At 71.6% G+C, this 26,733-nt stretch carries 26 protein-coding genes; 16 read left to right on the top strand and 10 right to left on the bottom strand.

The genetic code is table 11. The features are described from left to right. Window positions 1-501 carry a DUF3093 domain-containing protein gene (locus AMYTH_RS0140840; protein WP_020418725.1) on the top strand — a complete coding sequence of 167 codons (501 nt, stop codon included), beginning with the start codon at window positions 1-3 and terminating at the stop codon, window positions 499-501. Between the two features lie 17 nt (window positions 502-518). Here AMYTH_RS0140840 and AMYTH_RS0140835 read toward each other — a convergent pair whose 3' ends face one another. Continuing rightward, window positions 519-827 carry a DUF4193 domain-containing protein gene (locus tag AMYTH_RS0140835; protein ID WP_017983710.1) on the bottom strand — a complete coding sequence of 103 codons (309 nt, stop codon included), beginning with the start codon at window positions 825-827 and terminating at the stop codon, window positions 519-521. 392 nt (window positions 828-1,219) lie between these two features. On the opposite strand from AMYTH_RS0140835, the gene cei reads away from it, so the two are divergent. Beyond that, window positions 1,220-1,897, top strand: coding sequence for an envelope integrity protein Cei (gene cei, locus AMYTH_RS0140830; protein WP_027935079.1), 678 nt, complete (start codon window positions 1,220-1,222; stop codon window positions 1,895-1,897). Between the two features lie 191 nt (window positions 1,898-2,088). Here cei and AMYTH_RS0140825 read toward each other — a convergent pair whose 3' ends face one another. Further along, on the bottom strand, window positions 2,089-2,907 hold the full coding sequence (locus AMYTH_RS0140825) for an inositol monophosphatase family protein (protein WP_026153315.1): 819 nt from the start codon (window positions 2,905-2,907) through the stop codon (window positions 2,089-2,091). Between the two features lie 64 nt (window positions 2,908-2,971). Between AMYTH_RS0140825 and ppgK the strand changes: the two genes are divergently transcribed. From ppgK to AMYTH_RS0140810, 3 genes are all read left to right on the top strand, one after another. Beyond that, window positions 2,972-3,733 (top strand): polyphosphate--glucose phosphotransferase, encoded by a 762-nt coding sequence (gene ppgK / locus AMYTH_RS0140820; protein WP_027935078.1) that lies wholly within the window; start codon window positions 2,972-2,974, stop codon window positions 3,731-3,733. Between the two features lie 187 nt (window positions 3,734-3,920). Next, entirely contained in the window at window positions 3,921-5,321 is a 1,401-nt protein-coding gene (locus tag AMYTH_RS0140815) for an RNA polymerase sigma factor (protein WP_027935077.1), read from the top strand. 606 nt (window positions 5,322-5,927) lie between these two features. Further along, window positions 5,928-7,367 carry an amino acid permease gene (locus tag AMYTH_RS0140810; protein ID WP_027935076.1) on the top strand — a complete coding sequence of 480 codons (1,440 nt, stop codon included), beginning with the start codon at window positions 5,928-5,930 and terminating at the stop codon, window positions 7,365-7,367. Here the strand turns inward: AMYTH_RS0140810 and AMYTH_RS0140805 are convergent. Together AMYTH_RS0140805 and AMYTH_RS0140800 are read right to left on the bottom strand one after the other, a co-directional pair. Then, on the bottom strand, window positions 7,357-8,001 hold the full coding sequence (locus AMYTH_RS0140805) for a DUF6885 family protein (RefSeq protein WP_228685167.1): 645 nt from the start codon (window positions 7,999-8,001) through the stop codon (window positions 7,357-7,359). The two genes, AMYTH_RS0140810 and AMYTH_RS0140805, sit on opposite strands and share 11 nt — an antisense overlap. Then, entirely contained in the window at window positions 7,989-9,335 is a 1,347-nt protein-coding gene (locus AMYTH_RS0140800; protein WP_027935074.1) for a type I glutamate--ammonia ligase, read from the bottom strand. Before AMYTH_RS0140800 ends, AMYTH_RS0140805 begins: the two co-directional genes overlap by 13 nt. A 413-nt stretch (window positions 9,336-9,748) precedes the next feature. On the opposite strand from AMYTH_RS0140800, the gene AMYTH_RS0140795 reads away from it, so the two are divergent. Then, window positions 9,749-9,931 (top strand): DUF7455 domain-containing protein, encoded by a 183-nt coding sequence (locus tag AMYTH_RS0140795; protein ID WP_017983718.1) that lies wholly within the window; start codon window positions 9,749-9,751, stop codon window positions 9,929-9,931. A gap of 140 nt (window positions 9,932-10,071) precedes the next feature. Beyond that, a complete protein-coding gene (locus AMYTH_RS0140790; RefSeq protein WP_027935073.1) occupies window positions 10,072-11,412 on the top strand; it encodes a PepSY-associated TM helix domain-containing protein in 1,341 nt (446 codons plus the stop codon). A 564-nt stretch (window positions 11,413-11,976) separates the two neighbouring features. Here the strand turns inward: AMYTH_RS0140790 and AMYTH_RS0140785 are convergent. Continuing rightward, window positions 11,977-13,740 (bottom strand): DEAD/DEAH box helicase, encoded by a 1,764-nt coding sequence (locus tag AMYTH_RS0140785; RefSeq protein ID WP_017983720.1) that lies wholly within the window; start codon window positions 13,738-13,740, stop codon window positions 11,977-11,979. A gap of 212 nt (window positions 13,741-13,952) precedes the next feature. Here AMYTH_RS0140785 and AMYTH_RS0140780 point away from each other — a divergent pair, with 212 nt between their 5' ends. Beyond that, window positions 13,953-15,044 carry a YihY/virulence factor BrkB family protein gene (locus AMYTH_RS0140780; protein WP_027935072.1) on the top strand — a complete coding sequence of 364 codons (1,092 nt, stop codon included), beginning with the start codon at window positions 13,953-13,955 and terminating at the stop codon, window positions 15,042-15,044. On the opposite strand, the gene AMYTH_RS0140775 is transcribed toward AMYTH_RS0140780, so the two are convergent. Beyond that, window positions 15,005-15,259 carry a DUF3039 domain-containing protein gene (locus AMYTH_RS0140775; protein WP_017983722.1) on the bottom strand — a complete coding sequence of 85 codons (255 nt, stop codon included), beginning with the start codon at window positions 15,257-15,259 and terminating at the stop codon, window positions 15,005-15,007. The genes AMYTH_RS0140780 and AMYTH_RS0140775 overlap by 40 nt on opposite strands. A 75-nt stretch (window positions 15,260-15,334) precedes the next feature. Between AMYTH_RS0140775 and AMYTH_RS0140770 the strand changes: the two genes are divergently transcribed. From AMYTH_RS0140770 to AMYTH_RS0140755, 4 genes are read left to right on the top strand one after another with little or no spacing between them, the layout of a single operon-like run. Continuing rightward, window positions 15,335-15,715, top strand: coding sequence for a tautomerase family protein (locus tag AMYTH_RS0140770; protein ID WP_027935071.1), 381 nt, complete (start codon window positions 15,335-15,337; stop codon window positions 15,713-15,715). Between the two features lie 16 nt (window positions 15,716-15,731). Next, on the top strand, window positions 15,732-16,241 hold the full coding sequence (locus AMYTH_RS0140765; protein WP_027935070.1) for a pyridoxamine 5'-phosphate oxidase family protein: 510 nt from the start codon (window positions 15,732-15,734) through the stop codon (window positions 16,239-16,241). 12 nt (window positions 16,242-16,253) lie between these two features. Further along, on the top strand, window positions 16,254-17,159 hold the full coding sequence (locus AMYTH_RS0140760) for a pseudouridine-5'-phosphate glycosidase (RefSeq protein ID WP_027935069.1): 906 nt from the start codon (window positions 16,254-16,256) through the stop codon (window positions 17,157-17,159). Continuing rightward, a complete protein-coding gene (locus AMYTH_RS0140755; RefSeq protein WP_027935068.1) occupies window positions 17,156-18,022 on the top strand; it encodes a carbohydrate kinase family protein in 867 nt (288 codons plus the stop codon). The genes AMYTH_RS0140760 and AMYTH_RS0140755 overlap by 4 nt, the downstream gene beginning before the upstream one ends. A gap of 96 nt (window positions 18,023-18,118) precedes the next feature. Here AMYTH_RS0140755 and AMYTH_RS0140750 read toward each other — a convergent pair whose 3' ends face one another. The 4 genes from AMYTH_RS0140750 to AMYTH_RS0140735 are packed head-to-tail and all read right to left on the bottom strand — an operon-like array spanning window position 18,119 to window position 21,454. Beyond that, complete coding sequence (locus AMYTH_RS0140750; protein ID WP_084022778.1) at window positions 18,119-18,454, bottom strand: DUF3099 domain-containing protein; 336 nt, start codon at window positions 18,452-18,454, stop codon at window positions 18,119-18,121. A gap of 54 nt (window positions 18,455-18,508) precedes the next feature. Beyond that, window positions 18,509-19,609 carry a M20 family metallopeptidase gene (locus AMYTH_RS0140745; protein WP_027935066.1) on the bottom strand — a complete coding sequence of 367 codons (1,101 nt, stop codon included), beginning with the start codon at window positions 19,607-19,609 and terminating at the stop codon, window positions 18,509-18,511. Window positions 19,610-19,619: 10 nt separating this feature from the next. Further along, window positions 19,620-20,174 carry a DinB family protein gene (locus AMYTH_RS0140740; RefSeq protein ID WP_027935065.1) on the bottom strand — a complete coding sequence of 185 codons (555 nt, stop codon included), beginning with the start codon at window positions 20,172-20,174 and terminating at the stop codon, window positions 19,620-19,622. Then, the gene (locus AMYTH_RS0140735) at window positions 20,171-21,454 is read right to left on the bottom strand and encodes an amidohydrolase (protein ID WP_027935064.1); all 1,284 of its coding nucleotides are present in this window, start codon (window positions 21,452-21,454) and stop codon (window positions 20,171-20,173) included. The genes AMYTH_RS0140740 and AMYTH_RS0140735 overlap by 4 nt, the downstream gene beginning before the upstream one ends. A 49-nt stretch (window positions 21,455-21,503) precedes the next feature. On the opposite strand from AMYTH_RS0140735, the gene AMYTH_RS0140730 reads away from it, so the two are divergent. The 4 genes from AMYTH_RS0140730 (at window position 21,504) to AMYTH_RS0140715 (ending at window position 26,689) form a co-directional block, all read left to right on the top strand. Beyond that, complete coding sequence (locus tag AMYTH_RS0140730; protein ID WP_027935063.1) at window positions 21,504-22,985, top strand: N5-glutamine methyltransferase family protein; 1,482 nt, start codon at window positions 21,504-21,506, stop codon at window positions 22,983-22,985. Then, window positions 22,982-23,407 carry a D-aminoacyl-tRNA deacylase gene (gene dtd, locus AMYTH_RS0140725; RefSeq protein ID WP_017983732.1) on the top strand — a complete coding sequence of 142 codons (426 nt, stop codon included), beginning with the start codon at window positions 22,982-22,984 and terminating at the stop codon, window positions 23,405-23,407. Before AMYTH_RS0140730 ends, dtd begins: the two co-directional genes overlap by 4 nt. 244 nt (window positions 23,408-23,651) lie before the next feature. Then, window positions 23,652-24,677 carry a sigma-70 family RNA polymerase sigma factor gene (locus tag AMYTH_RS0140720; RefSeq protein WP_026153319.1) on the top strand — a complete coding sequence of 342 codons (1,026 nt, stop codon included), beginning with the start codon at window positions 23,652-23,654 and terminating at the stop codon, window positions 24,675-24,677. A gap of 350 nt (window positions 24,678-25,027) precedes the next feature. After that, the gene (locus tag AMYTH_RS0140715; protein WP_157360743.1) at window positions 25,028-26,689 is read left to right on the top strand and encodes a fumarate hydratase; all 1,662 of its coding nucleotides are present in this window, start codon (window positions 25,028-25,030) and stop codon (window positions 26,687-26,689) included. Window positions 26,690-26,733 lie beyond the last annotated feature (44 nt).

Here is a 26,733-nt window from a genome sequence, read left to right as displayed (position 1 = left end):
ATGGGTGAGCACGCGAGCGCGGCCGGTGCGGTGGGCGAGACGACTGCGGGAGATGGCAGCACGCGGTATTCCGAACGGCTGTACCTGTCGTGGTGGGGCTGGCCGCTGCCGCTGGCGGGCGCGGCGCTGCTGGCCTACGAGATCCACCTCGGCTACCCGGCGGTGCCGCTGTGGCTGCCGTTCGCGGTGCTGATGCCGCTGATGGTGGCGTGGCTGGTGGCCATGGGCCGGGCCCGGATCCGGGTGACCGGCGACGAGCTCGAAGTCGGTGACGCTCATCTGCCGTTGCGGTTCGTGGGTGAGGTCGAAGTCATCGGTAAGGACCGGAAGCGGAAGGCGATGGGGCCGGAACTCGACCCCGCCGCATACGTGACGCATCGCGGCTGGGTCGGTTCGCTGCTGCGCGTGCACCTGACCGACCCGGCGGACCCGACCCCCTACTGGGTGTTCAGTACCCGCAGGCCGGAGGCCCTGGCCGAGCTGCTCCGCTCAGGGAAGTAGCCCGGCCGTCCGCGGTCTCACGCGCAGTCGCGGCAGATCATCTGCCCGTTGTGCTCCTCCGCCAGCCTGCTCCGGTGGTGCACCAGGAAGCACACGGAGCAGGTGAACTCGTCAGCCTGCTTCGGCACCACCTTCACCGTCAGGTCCTCACCCGACAGCCCGGACAGGTCCGCGCCCGGAAGCTCGAAGTTCTCCGCGCTCGCGTCCTCGTCCACATCCACCACGCCGGACTGCGTCTCGTTCCGGCGAGCCTTCAGCTCCTCCAACGAGTCCTCGGCGAGCTCGTCGGCTTCGCTGCGGCGCGGAGCGTCGTAGTCGGTCGCCATTGTCCCTCACCCCTGCGATCAGCTTCGTAATCACTGTTCAAGCACGCTGTTCGCATGCTGTCGTGCCGCTGGTCAACGTCCCAGCGCCCCGGTTTGTGCCCGCCGCCGTAGTGAGCCAGGTCTCTCTTCAGCAACGTGTTTCGGTACCTGATCTACGGGCGGAGCCCGCAGAGGGTAGCTCACGCTTTACCCGCACGCGCAGAGTGTCATTCGAAGCAGGACATACGTCACCCAACAGGGGGAACACAATCCGGGGACGCCCGTGGGACGGTGCGACACGTACCCCGGCTTCGGACGGGTGACGACGCTGGTGCACTGTAACGCCTACGCTGATCAGGAACGACGGTTCGGGCGAGCGGGTGTTCGGGTCTTCGATCGAAGGGGTGGGGCAGGTGTCGTCGGGGATCGGTTACGGCAACCGGAGATCGCGGCCCTACCGCAAGCGCCGCCCGCTGCCCGCCTTGATCGTGATCGGGGTGCTCGGGCTCGTCGCGATGGTCATCTGGGTGCGCGCGATCACCAGCAAGCAGGACATCGACGAGGCGCTGCGGTGCGATCCGCCGCCCACGCCGCCACCCGGTGTGACGTACACCAACCTGGGTTACAACGCGCTCGACGAGACGACGCCCGTGCCGGCCGACCGGATCGCGGTGAAGGTGCTCAACGCGAGCGAGAAGCGCGGGCAGGCCGCGATCACCACGGAAAGCCTGCGGCAGCTGGGTTTCACGCAGATCGCGCCGCCGGAGAACGACCCCGCCTACGCGACCGACGAGGCGGCCTGCCGCGGCCAGTTGCGCTTCGGCGACAACGGCAGCTCCGCGGCGCGCACGCTCAGCCTGGTCGTGCCGTGCGTCGAACTGGTGCGGGACAACCGCGAGGACGCGAGCGTGGACCTGGCGATCGGCAGCGCCTTCGGCGACGTGGTGCCGACGCAGGCGGCGCGCGACATCCTCGCGCAGCTGCAGGCGTGGTCGAGCCAGCACGACGGGGACGGCGGCGAGCAGTCCGCGGTCAACCCGCCGGCGATCGACGAAGCACTGCTGGCCGCCGCCCGCCCCGGCACCTGCTGACCCCCGCCGCGGTCGCTAGCAGGCGCGAGTCCCACACTCCCGCCCACGAGTTCCACGCACACGGCCACGAGGTCCACACTCGCGCCCACGAGGTCCATACTCCCGGGCGCGAGTTCCCCACACGCGCCCGCGATCTCCACACACGGCCACGAGGTCCGCACTCGGCCGACCCCGGCCGCCGCCGGCGGCCGCTACACCTCCTTGACGCCGCACTCCACGGCCGCGTCGTAGAGCGCTCCGGCGATCGACGGCGCGGCCGCGAAGGTCGCGTCCGCACCCAGGGCCGGGTCCGAGCCCGGCAGGTGCACCACCGCGCCTGCTTCCTCCGCCACCAGCGCCCCGGCCGCCCAGTCCCAGCGGTGCAGGCCGTGCTCCAGGTACCCGTCCAGCCACCCGGCCGCCACGGCGCACAGGTCGAGCGAGGCCACCCCGGCCCGGCGGACGTCACGCACGCGGGTCAGCAGCCCGGACACCAAGCGGGCCTGCCGCGCCCGCCGCTCGGCCTGGTAGGCGAACCCGGTGCCGATCAGGCTCAGCTCCAGCCGCTCGGGCGAGGACACCGAGAGCCGCCGGCCGTCGAGCCACGCGCCCTGGCCCCGCACGGCCGTCCAGCAGCGCCCGCTGACGGGTTCCACGACCGCCCCGGCCACCGACACCCCGTCCACCTGCGCCGCGAGCGACACGGCGAACAGGGGCGCGCCGTAGAGGAAGTTGACGGTGCCGTCGATCGGGTCCACCACCCACGTCACGCCGTCACCTGCCGCGCCGCCCGCCTCCTCCCCCAGGACGTGGTCCCCCGGCCGCAGCTCCGCCAGCCGGTCGCGCACCAGCTGCTCGGCGGCGCGGTCGACCGCGGTGACCACGTCGGTGTCCGTCGTCTTGGTCTCGACCGACACCGGCTCACCTGCGACCATGGCGTCACGGGCACGGCGGACCAGGTCCGCGGCCTCGGCCGCGACCTGGACGGCAACGTCCTTCAACTCTGTTTCGGCAGCTCCCACGTCCACCATGGGACCACACCCGGTTAAAGTCTCCGGCACAGGTTTCTGAATCGAGCGAGAAGGGACGGCGCCAATGACGGCGACCCGTGGTTTCGGAATCGACATCGGCGGCAGCGGTATCAAGGGCGCCCTTGTCGACCTGGAAAAGGGCGCACTGATCGGCGACCGCTTCCGGATCGACACCCCGCGCCCGGCGACCCCGGACGCGGTGGCCGACGTGGTGGCCCAGGTCGTGGCGCACTTCGGCTGGGAGGGCCCGGTCGGCATCACGCTGCCCGCGGTGGTGAAGAAGGGCGTCGCGCACACCGCGGCGAACATCGACCCCAGCTGGATCGGCACCGACGCGGACGCGTTGTTCGCCAAGCGGCTGGACCGCCACGAGGACGACATCGCGATGCTCAACGACGCCGACGCGGCCGGCATGGCCGAGATCCGCTACGGCGACCCGCGGGCCCGCAAGGGCGTCACCACGCTGCTGACGTTCGGCACCGGCATCGGCAGCGCGCTGTTCCAGCACGGCACCCTGATGCCGAACACCGAGTTCGGCCACCTCGAGGTCGACGGGCACGACGCGGAGAAGAAGGCGGCCGCCTCGGTCAAGGACAACGAGGGCCTGTCCTACCCGCAGTGGGCCAAGCGCGTGAACCGTTACCTTTCCGTGCTGGAGAACCTCATCTGGCCGGATCTGTTCATCGTGGGCGGCGGGGTCAGCAAGAAGGCCGAGAAGTGGGTGCCGCTGCTGGAGATCAGGACACCGGTCCTGGTCGCATCGCTGCAGAACAACGCGGGGATCGTGGGCGCGGCGCTGGCCGCGGCCGAGGGCCTGGAGCACTGACCTGCCCACCGGCCCGCCGAGTTTGAACGATGATCGGCCGCAACGCACCGGCGTATCGTCGTTACAATGGAACACGGCCCACGGTCGCGGAGGACAAAACCGCAGGCCGCGGGACGTTCCCCGAATCTGAGGCAGCCGGGACCCACCATCCCGGCTCGCCGTGATCGACCGCTGCGAAAGGGCGTACGTGGCAGCCGCAAAAACCGCTACCCGAAGCGGCACGAAGACAACGAGCGCCGCCGACGTGAGCGCGGAACCCGACGCGGGCCGTGAGAACGTGACCGAGGCCGAGGCTCAGGGCTCCGGCGCCACGAAGAAGGCGACCACCCGTAAGCCGGCCGCGGCCAAGGGCCCGAAGAAGGCTCCGGCCAAGGGCCGCACCACCCGCAAGGCCGGCAAGACCGACGACGGGGAGCCGGACGGCCCCGGCGGCGAGGACATCGAGGACGTCGACCTCGAAGCCGATCTCGCCGACCTCGAAAGCGAGGTGGAGGTCGACGTCGTCGACGCGACCGTCACCGACGAAGCCGAGGACCTCGACGAGGACGAGCCGGACGAGAAGACGCCGGCCGCGAAGTCGGGCGCCAAGTCGACCGATCGTGATTTCGTCTGGGATGAGGAGGAGTCGGAGGCCCTGCGGCAGGCCCGCAAGGACGCCGAGCTCACCGCGTCCGCGGACTCGGTGCGCGCGTACCTGAAGCAGATCGGCAAGGTCGCGCTGCTCAACGCCGAGGAGGAGGTCGAGCTCGCCAAGCGGATCGAGGCCGGCCTGTACGCGGCGGAGCGGCTGCGCATCGCGGAGGAGGAGGGCGAGAAGCTCGCCACCCAGATGCGCCGCGACCTGCGCTGGATCATCCGGGACGGGGAGCGCGCCAAGAACCACCTGCTGGAGGCGAACCTCCGTCTGGTCGTGTCGCTGGCCAAGCGCTACACCGGCCGCGGCATGGCGTTCCTGGACCTGATCCAGGAGGGCAACCTGGGCCTCATCCGTGCGGTCGAGAAGTTCGACTACACGAAGGGCTACAAGTTCTCCACGTACGCGACGTGGTGGATCCGGCAGGCGATCACCCGCGCGATGGCCGACCAGGCCCGGACCATCCGTATTCCGGTCCACATGGTCGAGGTGATCAACAAGCTCGGCCGCATCCAGCGTGAGCTGCTGCAGGACCTCGGCCGCGAGCCCACCCCCGAGGAGCTCGCGAAGGAGATGGACATCTCCCCGGAGAAGGTCCTGGAGATCCAGCAGTACGCCCGCGAGCCGATCTCGCTGGACCAGACGATCGGCGACGAGGGCGACTCGCAGCTGGGCGACTTCATCGAGGACTCGGAAGCGGTCGTCGCGGTCGACGCCGTGTCGTTCACGTTGCTGCAGGACCAGCTCCAGTCGGTGCTGCAGACGCTGTCCGAGCGCGAGGCCGGCGTGGTCCGGCTGCGCTTCGGCCTGACCGACGGCCAGCCGAGGACTTTAGACGAAATCGGCCAGGTCTACGGGGTCACGCGCGAGCGCATCCGGCAGATCGAATCGAAGACGATGTCCAAGCTGCGGCACCCCAGCCGCTCGCAGGTCCTGCGCGACTACCTGGACTGAGAGCAGAAGAGGAAGCCCGGGCCACCTGGCCCGGGCTTTTTCTTTTACCAGCCAACGCAACGCAAGCCGGCAACGCAACAAGACCGACCAATGCACCAGACCTCCCCCGCCCCCGATCCACAGCCGATCTTTAGTCGCCGACCAGGCGTGTCAAGGTACTCTTTCCCGCCTTGACACGCCTGCTCGGCGACTGAAACACAATCAGGCATCGGGGGCGGGGGTGGTCGAAAGGTGACCGTTTGAGCGCCGTGAGGCGCTTTCTGCGCGTCAGCGCGGGTTTAAAGATCAAAAGAAGTCCTCGCCGGACGGGCAGGCTCCGGGATGACCAGGGGTTGGGTGCCTCGTCCCACCTTGCCGAGGTGGTCGCCGGGTGGTCATCCCGTCGCCTTCCGGTTTGTGCATATCACCTTGATCCAGGGCCGCAAGGTTGGCATGTCATCTCACGCGGGCGCGGAGGTTGCGGCCCTGGCTCAAGGTGATCGTCACGTGTCAGGCGACGGGATGAACACCCAGCTTCTCTTGTGTTCAAGACCAAAGGCTTCCGCCTTCGTCACAGCAACGGGCCACCGCGCTGCGGGGAGCCAGGTGATCTTCTAACGTTCCACCATGGGCATCACCCGAACGCTTGACGTCAACGAAGTCCTCGCCCGGCAGGAGTCCGGCGAGTTGAAGCGCCGCCTGCGGGCCAGGGATCTGGTGGGCTTCGGGGTCGGCATCATCATCGGCACCGGCATCTTCACGCTCGCGGGCGTGGAGGCCAAGACGCACGCCGGGCCGGCCGTGACGTTGTCGTTCGTGATCGGGGCCGTCGTGGCCGGGCTGGCGGCGCTCTGCTACGCCGAACTGGCCTCCAGCGTGCCGACAGCGGGCAGCGCCTACACCTACGCGTTCGCCACGCTCGGGGAGGTGTTCGCCTGGATCATCGGCTGGGACCTGCTCCTCGAGTTCGCCCTCGGCGCGGCCGTGGTGTCGCGCGGGTGGTCCGGGTACCTCGCGAACCTGCTCGGGCTGCCGCAGGAGTGGTTCGGCGAGGAGGCGACCGTCAACGTGGGCGCCGTCGCCATCATCGCGATCCTCACCGTCGTCGCCGTGCTCGGGATCCGCGAGTCGGCCCGGGTGACGAACGTGCTGGTGCTCGTCAAGGTCGCGGTGTGCGTCCTGATCATCGCCGTGGGCGTGTTCTTCATCAAGGGCGCCAACCTGACCCCGTTCATCCCGCCCGCCCAGCCGGGCGAGAGCGGGGCGAGCGTGCTGCACCAGCCGGTCGTGCAGGCCGGGCTGGGGCTCGAACAGTCGGTGTACGGCATCGGCGGTGTGCTGTCCGCGGCGGCGATCGTGTTCTTCGCCTACACCGGGTTCGAGGCGCTGGCCAACCTCGGCGAAGAAACCCGCAACCCGCGCAAGGACCTGCGCATCGGCATCCTCGGCGCACTCGGCGTGTGCGCCCTGCTCTACATCGCCGTGTCGCTGGTGCTGACCGGCATGGTGCCGTTCACCGACATCGACGCGAGCGCGCCGCTCGCCGCCGCGTTCGACTCGGTCGGCCAGCACTGGGTGAGCGCCCTCATCTCGCTCGGCGCGGTCACCGGCCTGACCTCGGTGATGATGGTCGAACTGGTCACCATCGGCCGCATCGGGTTCGCGATGGGGCGGGACGGACTGCTGCCCAAGCCGATCGGCACCACCCACCCGCGCTGGGGCACGCCGCACCGGATGACCATCGGCGGCGCGGTGCTGATCGCCCTGCTCGCGGCGTTCGTGCCGATCACCGAGCTGTCCGACATGGTCAGCATCGGCGCGCTGTCGGCCATGGTGATCGTCGCGATCGCGGTTCCGGTGCTGCGCCACAAGCGCCCGGACCTCAAGCGGCCCTTCATGGTGCCGCTGTCCCCGGCTCTGCCGATCATCGCCGCGCTCGCCTGCCTGTACCTGATGCTGAACCTGGACGTGCTCACCTGGATCCGGTTCGCCGTCTGGCTCGCGATCGGCCTCGTCATCTACTTCGCCTACGGCCGCAGGCATTCCCGCCTTGCGGTCAAGGAGTGAAACCCGCCCGCGCGACCAGCGCCCGCGCCGCGGCCGCGTCGGCGGCGGGCACCACGAGCAGCAGCCCACGCAGTGCGGCGACCACCCGGTCGAGCAGCTGCAGGTGCACCCCGTCGCGGCCGGCCCAGCGGTAACCGTCCACAATGGCCACCAGCGTGCCGCCCGGGCCGCTGAGCACGCCCGCGAGGAACACCGGATTCCTGGTGCGCCAACGGGAACTCCAGAACGGCGGCAGCCCGCCGTCGAGGTAGTCGCGCAGCGCGGCGTCCGGGGTGTCCGGCGCGCCGAGGTCCGCGGTGTCCACAAAGGCCACCAGCGTGGCGTCCAGCTCGGGCACCCCGGCCAGGATCGCGCGCAACGCGGCGGCGGTCCACCGGCCCTCGGCGGCGACCGCGGTCAGCTCGCCCCCGGACAGCTCCGCGACGGCCGCCGCGGTGGACGCCGGTGACGAACCCGCGGACGCGGTGTCGTCCTGGCTCGCGACCGCGATCCCGTGCGCCCGCAGGGAAATCAGCGTGACGAACGCGGCCGACTCGCCCTTCTGCTGCGGCATCTCGGCCCGCGCGAGGTCGATGAGGCGCGTGGCGCCGGGGAACCAGCGCACCTCGTCGAGCAGCCCCACTAGTACCGCCACAGGTGGGCGGCGACGATCTCCTCGACCGTCCGGTCCGCGGCCCAGCGGCGGTCCGAGGCGCGCACCGCGCGGAACGCGCCGAGCAGCTCCTCCCCCAGCGCCGCGCGCATCCGGCCATTGGCCGCCAGCGCGCCGTCCTGCTCGTCCGATGTGGCCGGAAGACGGCGGATTCCCGCGGCCGCCCGGCGGTCGTCGGTCCAGACGCCGGGATCCTCGCCGACCGGATCGGGCAGGGCCAGCCCTTCTTCCAGTCCGGCGATCCCGGCGGTGATCACCGCCGCGAGCGCCAGGTACGGGTTCGCCGACGCGTCGCACGGCTTCAGCTCCACGTTGGCGTGATCGTCGCCGAGCAGGTCGGACCCCGGCACGAACCGCAACGGCGCTTCGCGGTTCTCCACGCCCCAGAACGCGTACGCGCTGGCGAAGTACCCCGGGCGCAACCGCAAAGTGGACGGCACGCTCGGCGCGGTCACCGCCGTGATGGCGGGCAGGTCCCGCAGCAGCCCGGCGAGGTAACCGGCGCCCTCGCCGCCCGGCACGCCGGCGAGCAGGTTGCGGCCCTTGCGCCACACCGAGGTGTGCAGGTGCCAGCCGTTGCCCGCCGCCTCCGGGCTGATGATCGGCGCGAAGCTCAGCCGCAGCCTGTGCTTGTGCGCGGCGGCGTGCAGGGTCTGCCGGGCCAGCAGCTGGTCGTCGGCCGCGGACACCGGATCGGCCGCCGCGAGCGAGAGTTCCAGCTGCGCCAGGCCGTACTCGGCGTGGAACTGGTTCAGCCGCAGGCCGTTGGCGTCGAAGTCGTGCAGCACGGTCGCGACGAAGTCGTCGAGCGGGATCAGGGCGTGCGGGCTGTACGCGGGACCGAGGTGGCCTGGCGCGGACGCGATGTCCGGCGCCCCGGCGGGAGCCACGGCGAACTCCATCTCGAAGCCGGCGCGGATCTCGTAACCCAGGTTGGCTGTCGCGGACACGACGGTTTCCAGCGCCGTCCGCTGGCAGTAGGGCCACGGCGATCCGTCGGCGGCGACCTGCCGTCCGGGCGCCCAGGCGAGCGCGGGCTGCCCGGCGAGCCGCCGCAGCCGGTCGATCACCGGCACGAGACGCACGTCACCCGAGGGCGTGCTCAGTCCGGGGTGGCCGAACGTGATGACGTCGTGGGTGTCGAAAACGGCGAACAACGACGTGATCCCGACGCCCCGGGTCGCGGCCGCGGCGAGACCGGACATCGGCACGATCCGCGAACGCGGGATGCCGTTGTTGTCGGCCCAGGCGATCTGCGCCCCGCCGACCCCGGCCGCCGCCAGGTCCTTCGCGGCCGCCGACGCCTGCTTCGTCATGACAGGGAGTGTCTCACGTGCCCCGCGCGGGGGATGGTTTCGCACACGGACTGATCACGATCTTGCCTCGGACCGGTCCACCGAATTCCGCTGAGAACGAACAAGCTGCTCCGCGCGGCCGCTTGACACCGGTTCGCACGAGCCGATTTCCACCCGCTCGCACTGGTCCTGACCACGGGAAACGGGTTTCTGGCAGGTTTCTCCGTCCTGAATGGCGGGATTGATCTACGGCATCCGGGGTAATTCTGCGTGACACACATCCCAAGCAGCCGGGAACACTTGCCAGGCGCTCAGCGTCTGCAAGAGTGGAGGCCAGCGAACACCGCGGAGCCGACGGGCAACCGCAGGGCCGAAGTGGTCGCCGCTGGATCGATGGCATCGGGCAGCCGATGCCGGGACGGAGGGAGACTCCAATGACATCACCGACGCTCACCCGCCCCGAGTTGACCGCAGCCGACCGTTGTGACCGGTGCGGTGCCGCAGCACAGGTACGAGCCATCCTCTCCAGTGGTGGCGAGCTGCTCTTCTGCGGCCACCACGCCCGCGAGTACGAGTCGAAGCTCAAGGAGATCGCTGCGGAGATCCAGCGCGGCTGAGCCAGACCACAGACAGCAGGCGGGCGCCCGGGGTTCACCCGGGCGCCCGCTTTGTCATGTGCCCGACGTCACACTGGGAACCGTCGCGTTGATCCCGGCGACCTGGAGGGAAAGCCGGTCCCTCCCCGCCGAGGAGCAGCATGACGACGGACGACCTCCTGGAGCCCACCGCACCGCCCACCGCCCCGTCCGCGCCCCGCGGGACGCTGCGCCCGGTCCTGCTGCGACTGCACTTCTACGCCGGGATCCTCGTCGGCCCGTTCCTGCTGGTGGCCGCGATCACCGGCCTGCTGTACGTGTTCGCGCCGCAGCTGGAGCAGGTCGTCTACGACCACGAGCTGCACGTGCCGGCCGGGACCATGGCGCAGCCGCTGTCCGCGCAGGTCGCCACCGCGGAGAACGCCGTTCCCGAAGGCACCTTGTACAGCGTGCGCCCCGGACCGACGGCGACCGACACGACCCAGGTCGTCTTCAAGGTCGACGGCCTGCCGGAGAGCTACTACCGCACCGCCTTCGTGAACCCCTACGACGGCGAGATCCGCGGCGTGCTGGACACCTACGGCTCCGGTGGTGCGATGCCGATCCGCGGGTGGCTGGACAACCTGCACCGCAACCTCCACCTGGGTGACGTCGGCCGGATCTACAGCGAGCTGGCGGCGAGCTGGCTGGCGGTCGTGGTGGCGGGCGGGCTGGTGCTGTGGTGGGGCGGGCGGCGCCGCAAGCGCAAGGCCACCACCGGCCGGGCACGCACGCTGTCCTGGCACGCGACCACCGGCACGTGGGTGGCGCTGGTGCTGTTCTTCCTGTCCGCGACGGGTCTGACGTGGTCGCAGTTCGCCGGGCAGAACATCTCCGAGGTCAGGGCCGCGCTGAGCTGGCAGACACCGTCGGTGCCGTCGAAGCTGCCGGGCGCGACGGCCGACCCCGCGGTGGACTTCGACGGGGCGCTGGCCGCGGCCCGCACGGTGGGTCTGGACGCCCCGGTCGAAATCACCCCGCCCGCGGCGGGCAAGGCCTACGTGGTCAAGCAGATCCAGCGCAGCTGGCCGGAGAAGCAGGACTCCGCCGCGATCGACCCTGCCACCGGCGAGGTGCTGAACGTGCTGCGCTTCGAGGACTGGCCGCTGGCCGCGAAGCTGGCCCGCTGGGGCATCGACGCGCACATGGGCCTGCTGTTCGGGCTGGCGAACCAGATCGTGCTGGCCGTGGTGATGGCCGGCCTGATCGCCATGATCGTCTGGGGGTACCGGATGTGGTGGCAGCGCCGCCCGGCCGGACGGCCGGTGGGCCGCCCCTTCGCGCGCGGCTCGCTCCGGCGGCTGCCGATGAAGGTGCTGGTGCCGCTGGCCGCCGCGGGGATCGTGGTCGGCTGGTTCATGCCGGTCTTCGGGCTGTCGCTGCTGGCTTTCCTGCTGCTCGACGCGTTCCTCGGGTGGCGGGCGCACCGCCGCCGCCCCGCCGTGGCGCGCGCCGGGACGTAGCAGCGGGCCGCCCCACCGGACAGCCCGCGCTCCCGGGCCTGCCCGGGGCGGCCAACGGCGGCCGGCCTTGCGGTCACCGGGGCCGGATCGCCGCTTGGGGCGCGGTCAGCCGGGCCGATGGCGCCCCCGCCTGCTGGCCCCTACCGGGACCCGCCCTGGGAGCCTCGACCAGCCGGGCCGATCGCGCCCGCCGCGACCTGCCAGCCCCACCAGGACCCAACCCGCGGCGCGCAACCAGCCGGGCCAATCGCCCCCACCGCAACCTGCCAGCCCCATCAGAGCCAGCCCTGCGGGGCGCGACCGGGCGATCCAATGGCGCCCGCCGCGACCTGCCGGCCCCACCAGGCCCCAACCCGCGGCGCGCAACCAGCCAGGCCAACCGGCCCCCACCGCAACCTGCCAGCCCCATCAGAGCCAGCCCTGCGGGCCGCAACCGGGCGGTCCAATGGCACCCGCCGCGACCTGCCGGCCCCACCAGGACCCGCCCCGCGGGCCCCCCGACCAGCCGGGCCGTGCCCGCCCCTCGCGATCACCAAGGTCGACCCCGTGCGGAGCGAGCCCCTCTCACCAGGAGCGCAGCGTCGCGATCCGCTCCTCCAGCTGCTCCATCGTCGCCATCGCCGTGGGCGGGCCGCCGCACGCTCGGCGCAGCTCGTTGTGGATCGCGCCGTGCGGTTTGCGCGTGCGGTGGTGGTACATGCCCACCAGGGTGTTCAGCTCCTTGCGCAGCGCGGCGATCCGCTCGTTCACCGACTGCGGCCGCGGCGCCGGCGCCGGGACCTGCTCCTTCTCCGGCTTGCGGCGGCTGGCGTCGGCGAGCTGCTCCTCCTGCCGCTTGCGCAGCAGCGCCCGCACCTGGTCCGGCTCCAGCAGCCCGGGCAGCCCGAGGTACTCCTGCTCCTCCTCGCTGCCGGAGAACACCGCGGTGCCGAAGGAGTTGCCGTCGTAGATCACCTGGTCCAGCTCGGCCGAGGCGCCCAGCGACGTGAACGCCTTCTCCTCCTCGCCGGGCTCGTCCTCGGTGCGGTTGGCCTGCGCCAGCAGCTCGTCGTCCCAGCCGTCCTTCTCCCGGTGCGGCTTGCCGAGCACGTGGTCCCGCTGGGCCTCCAGCTCGCTGGCCAGCTCCAGCAGCACCGGCACGCTGGGCAGGAACACGCTCGCCGTCTCGCCCTTGCGCCTGGCCCGCACGAACCGGCCGATGGCCTGGGCGAAGAACAGCGGCGTCGACGCGCTCGTGGCGTACACCCCGACCGCCAGCCGCGGGACGTCGACGCCCTCGGACACCATCCGCACCGCGACCAGCCAGCGGTCGGTCGACTCGGAGAACTCGCTGATCCGCGCGGTCGCCTTCGGATCGTCGGAGAGCACCACCGTGGGCGCCTCGCCGGTGATCCGCGCCAGGATCTTCGCGTAGGCGCGTGCCGACTCCTGGTCGGTGGCGATGACCAGGCCGCCCGCGTCCGGGATGCCACCGCTGCGCAGCTGCTGCAACCGGGTGTCGGCGGCCTGCAGGACGGCGGGGATCCACTCGCCGCCGGGGTCCAGCGCGGTGCGCCACGCGCGGGCCGTCTGCTCGGCCGTCAGCGGCTCGCCCAGCCGCGCGGTGAACTCCTCCCCCGCGCTGGTGCGCCAGGACGCCTCACCACTGTAGGCGAGGAACACGACGGGCCGGACGACTCCGTCGGCGAGCGCGTCGGCGTAGCCGTAGGCGTGGTCGGCCTTGCTGCGCAGGGAGCCGTCGCCGTCGGGCTCGTAGGTGACGAACGGGATGGGCGAGTCGTCGCTGCGGAACGGGGTACCCGTCAGCGACAGGCGCCGCACGGCCGGCGTGAACGCCTCGCGGATCGCGTCGCCCCAGCTCTTCGCGTCGCCGCCGTGGTGGATCTCGTCCAGGATGACCAGCGTCTTGCGGCCCTCGGTGCGCACGCGGTGCAGCGTCGGGTGCGCGGCCACCTGCGCGTACGTCAGCGCCACGCCGCGGTAGTCGGCCGCGACGGCGCCCTGGCCGTTGCGGTAGTTCGAGTCGATCGGGATGCCCGCCATCGCCGCGGACGCCGCCCATTGGTGCTTGAGGTGCTCGGTCGGGGTCACGATGGTGACCGCCTCGACCGTTCGGTCGGACAGCAGCTCGGCGGCGATGCGCAGGCCGAAGACCGTCTTGCCCGCGCCCGGCGTCGCGACGGCGAGGAAGTCCTGCGGCTGCGTGCTCAGGTACTTCGTCAGCGCGCGGCGCTGCCAGGCCCGCAGCGGGCGGGCGGTGGAGTCGTGCTGGGGCTCGGGTGCGGCGAAGCCCTGACCGGTCCGATTACCCTGGGCCGTGTCCGACAAGGGATTCCTCCCCCTCCTCTCGCCGACGATGGAACGCGACATGCGAATGCCCCCACGGAACTGCCCGGCCGCGATGCCGGACGGGGGTGAGGGCGGCTCATCGGAGATTACCCGTCCCCACCGACAAGGGCCGCGAACGGCACGGCGGAGTTGAACACGCCACAGGTCTTGACAAGCCAAATCGCGCCGATTCCGCCATGCTTGGGGCTGACATGAGTTCACCGTCCGACGAGACGCCCGATGGCGCCGCCCGCCGCAAGGGTCCGGCGCGCCTGCTCGGGCGCACGCTGAACAAGGCGTGGGACGGCAACATCTTCTCCGAGTCCGCGGAGGCGGCGTTCTGGCAGACGCTGTCGCTGCCGCCGCTGCTGCTCGGGCTGCTCGGCAGCCTCGGCTTCATGGGCGACTGGTTCGGCCAGGGCTTCGTCACCGCGGTGCACGACCGGATCATCACGTTCGCGGACAAGATCTTCAGCGGCAACGTGGTGAGCCAGATCATCGAGCCCACGGTCGACGACATCCTGACCATCGGCAAGGGCGAGATCGTCTCGGTCGGCTTCCTGATCTCGCTGTGGGCGGGCTCGTCGGCGATGTCGTCGTTCGTCGACGCGATCACCGTGGCGCACGACCAGTACGGCGTGCGCAACGAGGTCTGGCAGCGGATCTACGCGCTGCTGCTGTACCTGGCGAGCCTGGTGCTGCTGGTGGTCGGCCTGCCGATCATCGCGATCGGACCCGACGTCCTGATCGACTTCCTGCCCGACGGCTGGGCGCCGACGATCACCACGTGGATCAGCTGGCTGTACTACCCGGTGATCGGGGTGCTGCTGGTCCTGGCCGTGGCGACGCTGTACAAGCTGGCCCTGCCGCGCCGGCTGCCGTGGCACCGCGGGCTGCCCGGCGCGGTGCTGGCGATGGTGATCTTCCTGCTCGCGAGTGTCGGCCTGCGCGTCTACCTGTCGTGGATCACCAGCACCGGCTACACCTATGGCGCCCTGGCCACGCCGATCGCGTTCCTGCTGTTCACGTTCTTCATCGGGATGGCCATCGTCGGCGGCGCCTACTTCAACGCCGCGATCCAGGAGCTCTGGCCCGCGAAGATGACGCGCCGCCAGCGCCGCAGGTGGCGGCGGCTGGAGATGGAGCGCGCCAAGGAACGGCTGCGTGCGGAGTCGCCGTCACTGTGGGAGCGCACCACGCAGCCGTTGCGGAAGCCACGCAAGCAGGAGGAAGCTCCCGCGGCCGGGGAGGACGACCTGGCGGATCAGTCCTCGCCGTCGGGGCCGGGGCGCAAGCCCTCGTAGATCTCCTTGCAGGCCGGGCACACGGGCGAGCCGGGCTTGGGCGAGCGGGTGACCGGGAAGACCTCACCGCACAGCGCCACCACGTACGTGCCCATGACCGCGCTCTCGGCGATCTTGTCCTTGCGCACGTAGTGGAAGACCTTCGGCTGATCGCTGTCGGTCTCGTCGGTGGTCTCCGGGCGTGTATCGACCTCGGGCAGCGTCTGGGTGCTCATGTGCCCATTTTGCCGCAGTACCTGTCGTGACCGACACTCTGGCCTTCTGTACCTACTGGTATGTACGGTGGTCGCATGCCACTCGTACGCATCGACGCCCTGCCCGCGCACGACGACGCCACCCTGACCGCGCTCGGGGACGCGGTCCACCAGGCCATGACCGAGACGATCGACGTGCCGCGGGACGACTTCTTCCAGATCCTCACCCGCTCCGACGGCCACCTCCGCTACGACCCCGGCTACCTGGGCATCCGCCGGGACGACGGCGTGGTGTTCGTCAGCATCACGATGCGGGTGGGCCGCACCTACGCGCAGAAGAAGGCGCTCTACGCGCGGATCGCGGAACTGGCGTCCGAACGGGCCGGGATCGAGCCGCGGAACGTGTTCGTCAGCGTGACCGAGAACCAGCCGGTGGACTGGTCCTTCGGGGAGGGCGTGGCGCAGTATCTGGGGTGAAGGGAGGGCTCCGCCGATGGCCGTTCCCCGCGCCACCCGCCCGCACATGCCCGGTTACGGCACCTTGCCCGCCGATCAGGGGACGGGACTGCTGCCCTGGTCGTGGGCGGAGAAGCGGCTACGGGACTCGCACGACTACTGGGTCGCGACCGTGTGGCCGGACGGCCGCCCGCACCTGATGCCGGTGTGGGCGGTGTGGCACGACGAGGCGCTGTGGTTCTCCTCGTCGCGCGGCGCGCGGAAGGTCCGCAACCTGCTCGCCAACCCGGCCGTCACGATCTCGACGGACGACGCGCTCAACCCGGTGGTGCTCGAGGGTGTCGCCAAGGTGGTGCGGGACACGGTGTCCGTGCGGGCGTTCCTGGACGCGGTGAACGCCAAGTACCGCACCGATTACGGCATGGCCTTCCTCGACCCCGGCGTCAACGCGACCGTGCGGGTCCGCCCGCGGTGGGTGTTCGGGCTGGACGAGCGCGACTTCGGCGGCTCGCCCACCCGCTGGGACTTCACGCCGGACCGTCGGTGAAGATGGTCCCTCGTGACACCCCCGATATCGCTGGCCGACGAGGTCGCCGACGCCGTTCACAGCGGCCGCGCGGTCGTCGCGCTCGAAAGCACGATCCTGTCCCACGGCCTGCCTCCCGGCCGCAACCTCGCGGTCGCGAACCGGCTGGAGGAGACCGTCCGGAAGGCCGGCGCGGTGCCGGCCACCATCGCGGTGCTCGACGGCGTCGCGTACGCCGGCCTGTCCCGCGCACAGCTGGAACGCGTGTGCGCGCCGGACGCCGGGCTGGACAAGCTGTCCCTGCGTGACCTGGGGCCCGCGATCGGCCTCGGCCGCTCGGGCGCGACGACGGTGGCGAGCACCTCGGCGCTCGCGCACGCGGCCGGGATCGGCGTGTTCGCCACCGGCGGGCTGGGCGGTGTGCACCTCGGGGCGGCCGAGTCCTGGGACATCTCGGCGGACCTCGGCGTGCTGGCGCGGGTGCCGGTGCTCGTGGTGTGCTCGGGGGTGAAGTCGGTGCTGGACATCGCCGCCACCCTGGAGGTGCTGGAGACGAACTCGGTGCCGGTGCTGGGGTACCGGACCGGCGAGTTCCCCGCGTTCTACCGGCGGACCTCCGGCTTCGAGGTGCCGTGGCGGGTCGACGACCCGGTCGCGGCCGCGGCCGTCGTCGCCGCGCACCGGCAGTACTCGTCGTCGGGGGTGCTGCTGGCCAACCCGATCCCGGCCGAGGCGGAGATGGACGCCGAGCTGCACGACCGGCTGCTGGCCGAGGGGCTGGCGCTGCTGGAGTCGCGCGGCGTGCACGGCAAGGAAGTCACGCCCGTGCTGCTGGAGCACTTCCACACCGCGAGCGGCGGGGTGAGCCTGGACGCGAACGAGGAACTGGTGGTGTCCAACGCGCGGGTCGCGGCCGAGGTCGCGGTGGAGCTCGCGTGAAGGTCGTCGTGGTCGGGGACGCCGGGCTGGACGTCGTGGCCCGGCACGAGGGACCGATCGTCCACGGCGGCGATTCGCGGTCGCGGGTGTGGCTGGCCGGCGGCGGCGCGGGCGCGAACACGGCGGTGTGGCTGGCCGAGGCCGGCGTGGAGACCACGCTGGTCGCACGGGTCGGCGACGACGCCGGCGGGCGCACGGTGCGGGCCGAACTGGAGGCGGCGGGCGTGTCGTGCGCGTTCGCGGTCGATGGTGAGGCGCCGACCTGCGTGGTCGTGGTGCTGGTGGACGGTTCGGGTCAGCGGAGCATGCTGCCGGACCGGGGCGCGATGGCGCGGTTCGCGCCTGCGGACATCGACCCGGCGGTGCTGGACGGCGCGGACCACCTGCACCTGTCCGGGTACGTGCTGCTCGACCCGTCGTCGCGGCCCGCGGGGCTGGCCGCGCTGGCGGCGGCGAAGGCGGCCGGGCTGACCACGTCGGTGGACCCGCAGGCGGCCGCGTTGATCACGGATCCGCGGGCGTTCCTGGCGGACGTGCGTGGCACGGACCTGTTGCTGCCCAACACGGAGGAGCTGCTGGCGCTGACCGGCTCGGCGGCGCCGTCGGCGGCGAAGGCTCTGCTGGACGACGTCGGCGCGGTGGTGGTGACGGCAGGTCTGGACGGCGCGACGTGGGTGTCCGCGGACGGTGAGGTGAGCGTGCCCGCGGAGGAGGCGGAGTGCGTGGACTCCACCGGCGCGGGCGACGCGTTCGACGCGGGCGTGCTGGCGGCCTGGCTCCGCGGGGAGTCCACTGTGGACGTCCTGCGGTCCGGTGTGCGGCTGGGCGCGCGGGCGGTCACCAAGGTCGGCGCTCAGCCCTGACCCGCCCCCGCGAGTCCCCCGCTCAGCCCCGGGAGTCCTGCGTGCGGCTCGTACCCATCCGAAGCCCGGACGGCCGAACGTGGGACTCGCGGGGGGTCAGCCGTCGATGATGCGGTGTTCGCGGTGCTCGATGGCCTTCGCGTTGCGCTGGTAGCGGTTGACCTTCTCCGACTTGCGCGGCGGGCGGTCGTTGGCGATCAGCACCGCGACCCACGGCAGCGGGATCGAGATGACGATGAACAGCAGCGCCAGCCACCACGTGTGGTAGAAGATCCCGGCCAGTACCAGGCACGGGAACCGCATGCCCATCATGAGCATGTACTTGCGCTTGCGCGCCGCGTGCTCGTCTTCGTAGGACGGGGCGGCCTCGGTGATGAGAACGGGGGCGTCCTCGTCGCCGGTGCCCCGGGGGGACCTGTTCACCGCGACCACCTCCTGTGCCCTCCATGCTGCCACTTCCCCCTCCCCGGCGATACTCGGGTGGCGTTAAATCCCGCACCACCCGGCACACACGCGCGTGAGGATCTCGACCGACTCCGCCAGCCGGGTGATGGAGCACCACTCGTCGGTGACATGCGCCTGCTCCGGCTGGCCCGGCCCGCAGATCAGCGTCGGCACCCCGCCCAGCGCGGGGGTCAGCACGGACGCGTCGGTGAAGTACGTCGCCGTCGCCACCTCCCCGCCCGCGCCGGTGACCTCCCGGACGATCTCGGCCGCCGCGGCCGCCCACTCGTCGCCCGGATCGGTCCACACCGGCGGCAGGTCGATCAGCGGGCGCACCTCGACCCCCGCGACCGCGGCCAGCGACTCCAGCAACGCCGCGTGGTCCTGCCCCGCCACCGTCCGCACGTCCACCGTCGCCACCGCGCGGTCGGGCACCGAGTTCGTGTTCAACCCGCCGGTGAAGGTGCCCACGTTCAGCGTCGGCGGCCCCATCACCGGGTGCGGCTCCACCCCGAACCGGTACTCCGCCAGCCTGGACACCGCCGCGGCCAGCTTGACGACCGCGTTGTCCCCCAGGTGCGGCATCGACCCGTGCGCGGTCACCCCGGTGGCGAGCGCCTCCAGCCACAGCGCGCCCTTGTGCCCGTGGAACGCCGCGTTCGCGGTCGGCTCGGTGATGACCAGCGGACCGCTCGGCCCCAGCCGGTCCGCCACGAACCGCGCGCCCTGCGACCCCGTCTCCTCCGCCGCTGTCAGCACGAGCCGCAGCCCGGCCCGCCGCGGCCGGGACCGCGCGACCGTGACGGCGGCCGTCACGATCGCCGCCACCCCGGCCTTCATGTCGCTCACGCCGCGCCCGTACACGCGATCGCCGTCGGTCTCCCCGGCGAACGGGTCGCACTGCCACGGCGCGCCGCCCAGCGGCACCGTGTCGACGTGCCCGGACAGGCACAGCGGCGGCACGTCGTGCCCGGTCTCCCATTCGGCGACCAGTGTGCCGCGGCCGGGTTCGTGCTCGAAGACCTCGAGGCGGAACCCCGCGTCCCGCAGCAGCGGCGCCACGACCTCCAGCGCCGCGCTCTCCGCGTGGCCCACCGTGTCGACCGCGGTCAGCGCGCGGGTGAGTGCGAGTGCGTCGGTCACGTTCCCCTCCTCAGTGCCCGGTCCTGCCGTCGATCCGTTCGCGCAGCAGGTCGGCGTGCCCGTTGTGCCGGGCGTACTCGGCGAGCATGTGCACGATGATCCGCCGCAACGAGATCGGCTCACCGGAGGCCTGGTGCACGCCCGTGACGTCCAGCGACGGCGCATCGGCGACGATCCGCCGGGAGGCCTCGCACTCGGCGCGCCACACCGCCAGCGCCTCCGCCGGATCGCCGTCCAGGCGCTCGAAGTCCTGTTCCGGGTCGTCGTCGGAGTAGTACAGGACCGGCACGTCCTCGCCGCGGAACTGGATGCGGAACCACCACCGCTCGACGCCGGCGAGGTGGCGCGCCAGGCCGTGCAGGGTCAGGCCGGAGGGCGGGATCAGCTTCTCGGACAGGCGGTCCGGCGCCACGTCCGCGCACTTGAGCTCGAAGGTCCGCCGGTGCCAGTCGAGGTAGGCGGTGAGGATCTCGCGCTCGTCACCGGTCTTGGGCAGGGGCGGGCGCGTGTCGTCCGCCCACGGCTGGGCGAAGTTGGCGGCGGGGATCGGGGCGCTTCCGGTCATGTCCCGAGCCTGCCACCACCCACCGACAAAAACGTGAGCGCGGCCACGACCAGCGTCTCCACCCCGGTCCGCAGCGTCGGGTGCAGCACCGGCGCGAACCGCGGCGAGTGGTTCGACGGGACGTCCCGCTCGAACCGGCCCTCGGCCATCGCGGTGAGCACGAAGTCCTGGTCAAGGCCACCGACCAGCCAGAAGACCGACTGCGCCCCGGCCGCCCTGCCGAACTCGCCGAAGTCCTCGCTACCGGTGACCAGCGGCGCCTCGATGGTCCGGTCGGCGCCGAAGTGCGCCGTGAACGCCTCGGTGAGCGTGCGGTTCGCGCCCTCGTCGTTGCTGGTGACCGGGAAGGTCGCGATCGGCGTGATCTCCGGCGGCCGTGGCGCGCCCGCCGCGGCCGCCTCGCCCTGGACGATGCGCTCGATCGCGCCGAGCACCCGCTGCCGGACCTGCTCGTCGAAGGTGCGGACGTTGACCTCGAGCACCGCTTCCTCGGCGATGACGTTGGCCGCGGTGCCGACGTGCATCGACCCGACGGTCACCACGGCCTGCTCGGTCGCCGCGATCTCGCGGGACACGATCGTCTGCAGCCGCATCACGACCGACGCGGCCAGCACCGCCGGGTCGACGGTCGTCTCCGGCCGGGAGCCGTGCCCGCCGCGGCCGTGCAGCACGATCCGCAGCGAGTCGGTGGCCGCCATCAGCACGCCGGGCCGCGTCAGCACCCAGCCCGCCGGGCCGGGGACGACGTGCTGGCCCAGCACCACCGCGGGCGTGCCGACGAGGTCGAACAGGCCGTCGCGCACCATCGTCTCCGCGCCCTCGCCGACCTCCTCCCCCGGCTGGTAGACCACGATGACGGTGCCCCGCCAGCCGTCCCGGCCGCCGGCGAGCAGCCGCGCCGCGCCGTCCAGCCAGGTGGCGTGCATGTCGTGGCCGCACGCGTGCATCACCGGGACCTCGTCGCCGTCCGGGTTCGGCGCACGCACCTCGCTGGCGTAGGGCAGGCCGGTCTTCTCGGCCACCGGCAGCGCGTCGATGTCCGCGCGCAGCATCACGACCGGGCCGTCCCCGTTGCGCAGCACCCCCGCCACGCCGGTCCCGCCGATGCCGGTGTGCACCTCGTAACCGGCCTCGCGCAACCGGTCCGCGAGCTTCCCGGCGGTGCGGTGCTCGGCGAACGACAGCTCGGGGTTGCGGTGCAGGTCGAGGTAGAGCTCCTCCAGTCCCGGCAGGAGTTCGCCGAGCCCCGCGAGCACCATCGCCCGGTCCGTGGTGGTCATGCGGCCATCTCAGCACAGCCGGGGCGCCCGCGTGGGAGGATCACCCACCGTGAGCATTCCGCGGTTCTCCGACGATTTCCTGGCCCGGCTGCGCGAGGCGTTCCAGCGCACCGGCTACGACGCCGACGGCGTGGTCGACGCGCTGGGCGGGGCGGCCCACGCGGCGCTGGGCCGCGGCGAGCCCGAACTCGCCTTCCGCGCCAGCGCGGACGCCGGCGAGCTCGGCACGCTCATCCGCCTGTTCCTGCTGGGTTCCGCCGAGCCGGAAGCGGCCGTGCGGGCCGCGCTGGCGCCGGTGGCGCTGGACGACGCGCTCGCCGCCGGTCTGGTGCGCGGACGGGAGCAGCTGCGCGCGGGCCTGGACGTGCGGCCGCACGGGGACGAGCAGGGCTCCTGGTGGGTCGTCTCGGACCTGGACTCCGACGTGCTGGGCGCGGAGGTCCCGCCGGACCACGTGCTCGGCGTCGGGCACGCGTCGCTGAGCCTGATCCGCGCCACGACCCGCCGCCCGGTGGGCAGCCTGCTGGACCTGGGCACCGGCAACGGCGTGCAGGCGCTGCACGCCACCCGGCACGCCCAGCGCGTCACCGCCACCGACGTGTCGGAGCGGGCGCTGGCGCTGGCGGACGCGACGTTCCGGCTGAACGAGCTGGACGTGGAACTGGTGCGGGGCGAGTGGTTCGCGCCGGTCGCGCGCCGCCGGTTCGACCAGATCGTGTGCAATCCCCCGTTCGTGGTGGGACCGCCGCGCGTCGACTACACCTACCGCGACTCCGGCCTCGGCGGCGACGACGCGAGCGCGCTGGTGATCCGCCAGCTGCCCGGGTTCCTGACCGAGGGCGGCACCGGGCAGCTGCTCGCCTCCTGGTTGCACGTCGACGGCGAGGACTGGGCCGACCGGGTGAGCCGCTGGCTGCCCGGCGGCACGGACGCGTGGTTCGTGCAACGGGACGTAGCCGACCCCGGGCTGTACGTGGGCACCTGGTTGCGTGACGCGGGCATCGACCCGCGCTCCGATCGCGGCCGGGCCAAGGCCGCCGACTGGCTGGACTGGTTCGCCGAGAACAAGGTCCACGGTGTCGGGTTCGGTTTCGTCACCCTGCGCCGGACGGACGCGGCCCACCCCACGGTGGTGTGCGAGGACCTGCGGCAGGCCTACGACGACCCGTTGGGCCCGGAGGCCGGCCGGTGGCTGGACCGCGTGACCTGGCTGCGGGAGCACGGGCACGACCTGCTGGACGCGCGCTTCCGGGTGCCGCCGACGGTGCTGCTGGAGCGGGTGTCCGCGCCCGGCGACGAGGGCTGGGACACCACGGTGCTGCGGCTGCACCGCTCCGACGGCCCCGGCTGGCAGCACGAGGTCGACGAGACGGTCGCCGCGCTGCTGGCCGGCTGCCGGGGCGCGCTTCCGCTGTCGGACCTGCTGTCGCTGCTCGCGGCCGGGCACGGGCTGGACGAGGAGGCGCTCACCGAGGCCGCGCTGCCGCTGGTGCGGGAACTGGTCCGCCACGGCTTCCTGGAGGCGGTGTGAGGGCCGTCGCGGCGCGGGTGACCGAGGCGAGCGTCACAGTCGAGGGCGAGGTCGTCGGCGCGATCGAGGAGCCGGGGCTGCTGGTGCTGCTCGGCGTCCACGTTTCGGACAGCGAGGACAAAGCGGTCACCATGGCGCGGAAGCTGCACGAGCTCCGCATCCTCCGCGACGAGGAGTCGTGCGCCACTTCCGGCGCCCCTTTGCTGGTGGTGAGCCAATTCACGCTGTACGGCGACACCCGCAAGGGGCGCCGTCCATCGTGGACGCAGGCGGCCCGTCCGGACGACGCGCTGGCGCTGTTCGACCGCGTCGTGGCGGAGCTGCGCGAGCGCGGAGCCCGTGTGGCCACGGGGAAGTTCGGCGCCATGATGGCGGTGCGCAGCGTGAACGACGGACCCTTCACGGTGCTCGTGGAGGTCTGAACCACTACTCCACCGAAGCGGTCTCTCAGCAAAACCTCAGCTTTGGTGGAGCAACCCGGTCCGGTACCGCCTCGTCTTGAAGTCGAGAAGGCGGGAACGTTTTGGCAACGGCCGGCGTTGGAACCATTGTCCAGCCGACGAGCTGGACACCGCGGGGGTGGAGCACTCCACAGGATCCACCCACGCGGCGCAACAGCCGGTGTGACGCACCGAACGTGTCCGCCCGTGACCGGGGAGGCAGAACATGTCAGTACAGACTCTCGAGCGCCCGACTCGTGAGGTCCCCGAGCCCGAAACCGAGCCCGTCGAGTCCAGCGTACGCCCTTCGCCGAACCTCGACGCGGATCTCGACGCACAGGGCCCGGCCGCGGACCTCGTGCGGGTCTACCTCAACGGGATCGGCAAGACCGCGCTGCTGTCCGCCGCCGACGAGGTCGAGCTCGCCAAGCGCATCGAGGCGGGGGTGTTCGCGCAGCACATGCTCGACACCGCGCCGAAGCTGAGCCCGCAGCGCCGCAAGGAGCTCGAGGCGCTCGTGCGCGACGGCCACAAGGCCAAGAACCACCTGCTGGAGGCCAACCTCCGGCTGGTCGTGTCGCTGGCCAAGCGCTACACGGGACGGGGGATGCCGCTGCTCGACCTGATCCAGGAGGGGAACCTGGGTCTGATCCGCGCGGTGGAGAAGTTCGACTACTCCAAGGGGTTCAAGTTCTCGACCTACGCGACGTGGTGGATCCGCCAGGCCATCACCCGCGGCATGGCCGACCAGGGCCGCACCATCCGGCTGCCCGTGCACCTCGTCGAGCAGGTCAACAAGCTGGCCCGCATCAAGCGCGACCTGCACCAGCAGCTCGGCCGTGAAGCCACCAACGAGGAGCTGGCCGCCGAGTCCGGCATCGCCGTCGAGAAGGTCGCCGACCTGCTCGACCACGCCCGCGACCCGGTGAGCCTCGACATGCCGGTCGGCACCGACGAGGACGCCCCGCTGGGCGACTTCATCGAGGACTCCGAGGCCACCGACGCCGAGAGCGCGGTCATCTCGGGCCTGCTGCAGGACGACCTGCGCCGGGTCCTGGCCACCCTCGACGAGCGGGAGCAGCAGGTCATCCGGATGCGCTACGGCCTCGACGACGGCCAGCCGCGCACCCTCGACCAGATCGGCAAGCATTTCGGGCTGTCCCGCGAGCGGGTCCGCCAGATCGAGCGCGAGGTCATGTCGAAGCTGCGCCAGGGCGAGCGGGCCGAGCGCCTGCGCGCCTACGCCAGCTGACCCGTCCAGGGCAACCGGCAGGGCCACTCCGCCTACGCGGGGTGGCCCTGTTCGCGTTCCACGACAACCCGATCGGCAGTGTTGACGTATGACGTAGGTCACGTCACCGTGGAAGCAACGTTTGGTGAGTTCTTCACGTCCTACGGACGGTTGGACTTCGCGGCGGGTGCCCTGTGCTCCCGGCCGCTTTCCCCGGAAGGTCGGGTCCGTCGGGGTGGGCCCGGCCTTCCGACTTTTCCGGGGTGGTTCGCGCCACGCGATCTCCGGCGAGGTGCGCGCCACACCTCTACGTGGGCAAGCACGCGCAAGCGGTAACGTCAAGGGCCCGAATTGCCTGCGAGGGAGCCCGAGTGACCACCACCACCTTCCAGTACACCGACGTGCTGCCGCTGGGTCCGGACCACGAGACCGAGTACCGGCTCGTGACGGCCGAGGGCGTCCGGGTAGTCGAGGCCGCCGGACGGAAGTTCCTGGAAGTCGACCCCGAAGCGCTGACCAAGCTCGCCCGGACCGCGATCACCGACATCCAGCACCTGCTGCGCTCGTCGCACCTGGCGCAGCTGCGCGCGATCGTCGACGACCCCGAGGCCAGCGGCAACGACCGCTTCGTGGCGATGGACCTGCTGCGCAACGCGGCCATCTCGGCTGGCGGCGTGCTGCCGATGTGCCAGGACACCGGCACCGCGATCGTCATCGGCAAGCGCAGCCAGGGCGTGCTCACCGGCGGCAACGACGAGGAGGCGCTGGCCCGCGGCATCTTCGACGCCTACCAGGAGCTCAACCTGCGCTACTCGCAGATGGCGCCGGTGACCTTCTGGGACGAGAAGAACACCGGGACCAACCTGCCCGCGCAGATCGAGCTGTTCCACAAGGACGGCACCGGCGACCCGAGCTACGAGTTCCTGTTCATGGCCAAGGGCGGCGGCTCGGCCAACAAGACGTTCCTCTACCAGGAGACCAAGGCCGTCCTGAACCCGAAGCGGCTGGCCAAGTTCCTGGACGAGAAGCTGCGCAGCCTCGGCACCGCGGCCTGCCCGCCCTACCACCTGGCGATCGTGGTCGGCGGCATGTCCGCCGAGTACAACCTCAAGGTCGCCAAGCTCGCCTCGGCCCGCTACCTGGACAACCTGCCGCGCGAGGGTTCCCCGCTCGGCCACGGCTTCCGGGACACCGACCTGGAGCAGCAGGTCCTGGAGATGACCCGGCAATTCGGCATCGGCGCCCAGTTCGGCGGCAAGTACTTCTGCCACGACGTGCGCGTCATCCGGCTGCCGCGGCACGGCGCGTCCTGCCCGGTCGGCATCGCGGTGTCCTGCTCGGCCGACCGCCAGGCGAAGGCGAAGATCACCGCGGACGGCGTGTTCATCGAGCAGCTCGAGCGCGACCCGGCCCGCTTCCTGCCGGACGTCACCACCGACGACCTGTCCGACGAGGTGGTGCAGGTCGACCTGAACCGCCCGATGGACGAGATCCGCGCGCAGCTGTCGTCGCTGCCGGTGAAGACCCGGCTGTCGCTGACCGGCCCGCTGGTGGTGGCCCGCGACATCGCGCACGCGAAGATCGCCGAGCGGCTGGAGGCCGGCGAGGAGATGCCGCAGTACCTGCGTGACCACCCGGTCTACTACGCAGGCCCGGCGAAGACCCCGGACGGCTACGCGTCCGGCTCCTTCGGGCCGACCACCGCGGGCCGGATGGACTCCTACGTCGCCCAGTTCCAGGCGGCGGGCGGGTCGATGGTGATGCTCGCCAAGGGCAACCGGTCCAAGCAGGTGACCGCGTCCTGCAAGGAGCACGGCGGGTTCTACCTCGGCTCGATCGGCGGCCCGGCGGCGCGGCTGGCGCAGGACTGCATCAAGAAGGTCGAGGTGCTGGAGTACCCGGAGCTGGGCATGGAAGCCGTGTGGAAGATCGAGGTCGAGGACTTCCCGGCGTTCATCGTCATCGACGACAAGGGCAACGACTTCTTCGCCGACACGTCGGAGCCGGTGCTGCAGATCAGCTTCCGCTCCTGACCGGCTGACCGGAACGGGCGCCACCCACGCGGGTGGCGCCCGTT

This window comes from Amycolatopsis thermoflava N1165, from assembly GCF_000473265.1.
Taxonomy (GTDB): Bacteria; Actinomycetota; Actinomycetes; order Mycobacteriales; family Pseudonocardiaceae; genus Amycolatopsis_E; species Amycolatopsis_E thermoflava.
Note: the sequence above shows the minus strand (reverse complement) of the source record. Positions and strands in the feature narration are given on the sequence as shown.

Coding starts and splice junctions, on each gene's coding strand:
- AMYTH_RS0140835 (WP_017983710.1), bottom strand. CDS start 827: ATGGCGACCGACTACGACGCTCCGCGCCGCAGCGAAGCCGACGAGCTC.
- AMYTH_RS0140735 (WP_027935064.1), bottom strand. CDS start 21,454: ATGACCACCACGGACCGGGCGATGGTGCTCGCGGGGCTCGGCGAACTC.
- ppgK (WP_027935078.1), top strand. CDS start 2,972: ATGACGGCGACCCGTGGTTTCGGAATCGACATCGGCGGCAGCGGTATC.
- AMYTH_RS0140765 (WP_027935070.1), top strand. CDS start 15,732: ATGGCCGTTCCCCGCGCCACCCGCCCGCACATGCCCGGTTACGGCACC.
- AMYTH_RS0140780 (WP_027935072.1), top strand. CDS start 13,953: ATGAGTTCACCGTCCGACGAGACGCCCGATGGCGCCGCCCGCCGCAAG.
- AMYTH_RS0140775 (WP_017983722.1), bottom strand. CDS start 15,259: ATGAGCACCCAGACGCTGCCCGAGGTCGATACACGCCCGGAGACCACC.
- AMYTH_RS0140795 (WP_017983718.1), top strand. CDS start 9,749: ATGACATCACCGACGCTCACCCGCCCCGAGTTGACCGCAGCCGACCGT.
- AMYTH_RS0140790 (WP_027935073.1), top strand. CDS start 10,072: ATGACGACGGACGACCTCCTGGAGCCCACCGCACCGCCCACCGCCCCG.
- AMYTH_RS0140800 (WP_027935074.1), bottom strand. CDS start 9,335: ATGACGAAGCAGGCGTCGGCGGCCGCGAAGGACCTGGCGGCGGCCGGG.
- AMYTH_RS0140825 (WP_026153315.1), bottom strand. CDS start 2,907: ATGGTGGACGTGGGAGCTGCCGAAACAGAGTTGAAGGACGTTGCCGTC.
- AMYTH_RS0140740 (WP_027935065.1), bottom strand. CDS start 20,174: ATGACCGGAAGCGCCCCGATCCCCGCCGCCAACTTCGCCCAGCCGTGG.
- AMYTH_RS0140810 (WP_027935076.1), top strand. CDS start 5,928: ATGGGCATCACCCGAACGCTTGACGTCAACGAAGTCCTCGCCCGGCAG.
- AMYTH_RS0140840 (WP_020418725.1), top strand. CDS start 1: ATGGGTGAGCACGCGAGCGCGGCCGGTGCGGTGGGCGAGACGACTGCG.
- AMYTH_RS0140770 (WP_027935071.1), top strand. CDS start 15,335: ATGCCACTCGTACGCATCGACGCCCTGCCCGCGCACGACGACGCCACC.
- AMYTH_RS0140720 (WP_026153319.1), top strand. CDS start 23,652: ATGTCAGTACAGACTCTCGAGCGCCCGACTCGTGAGGTCCCCGAGCCC.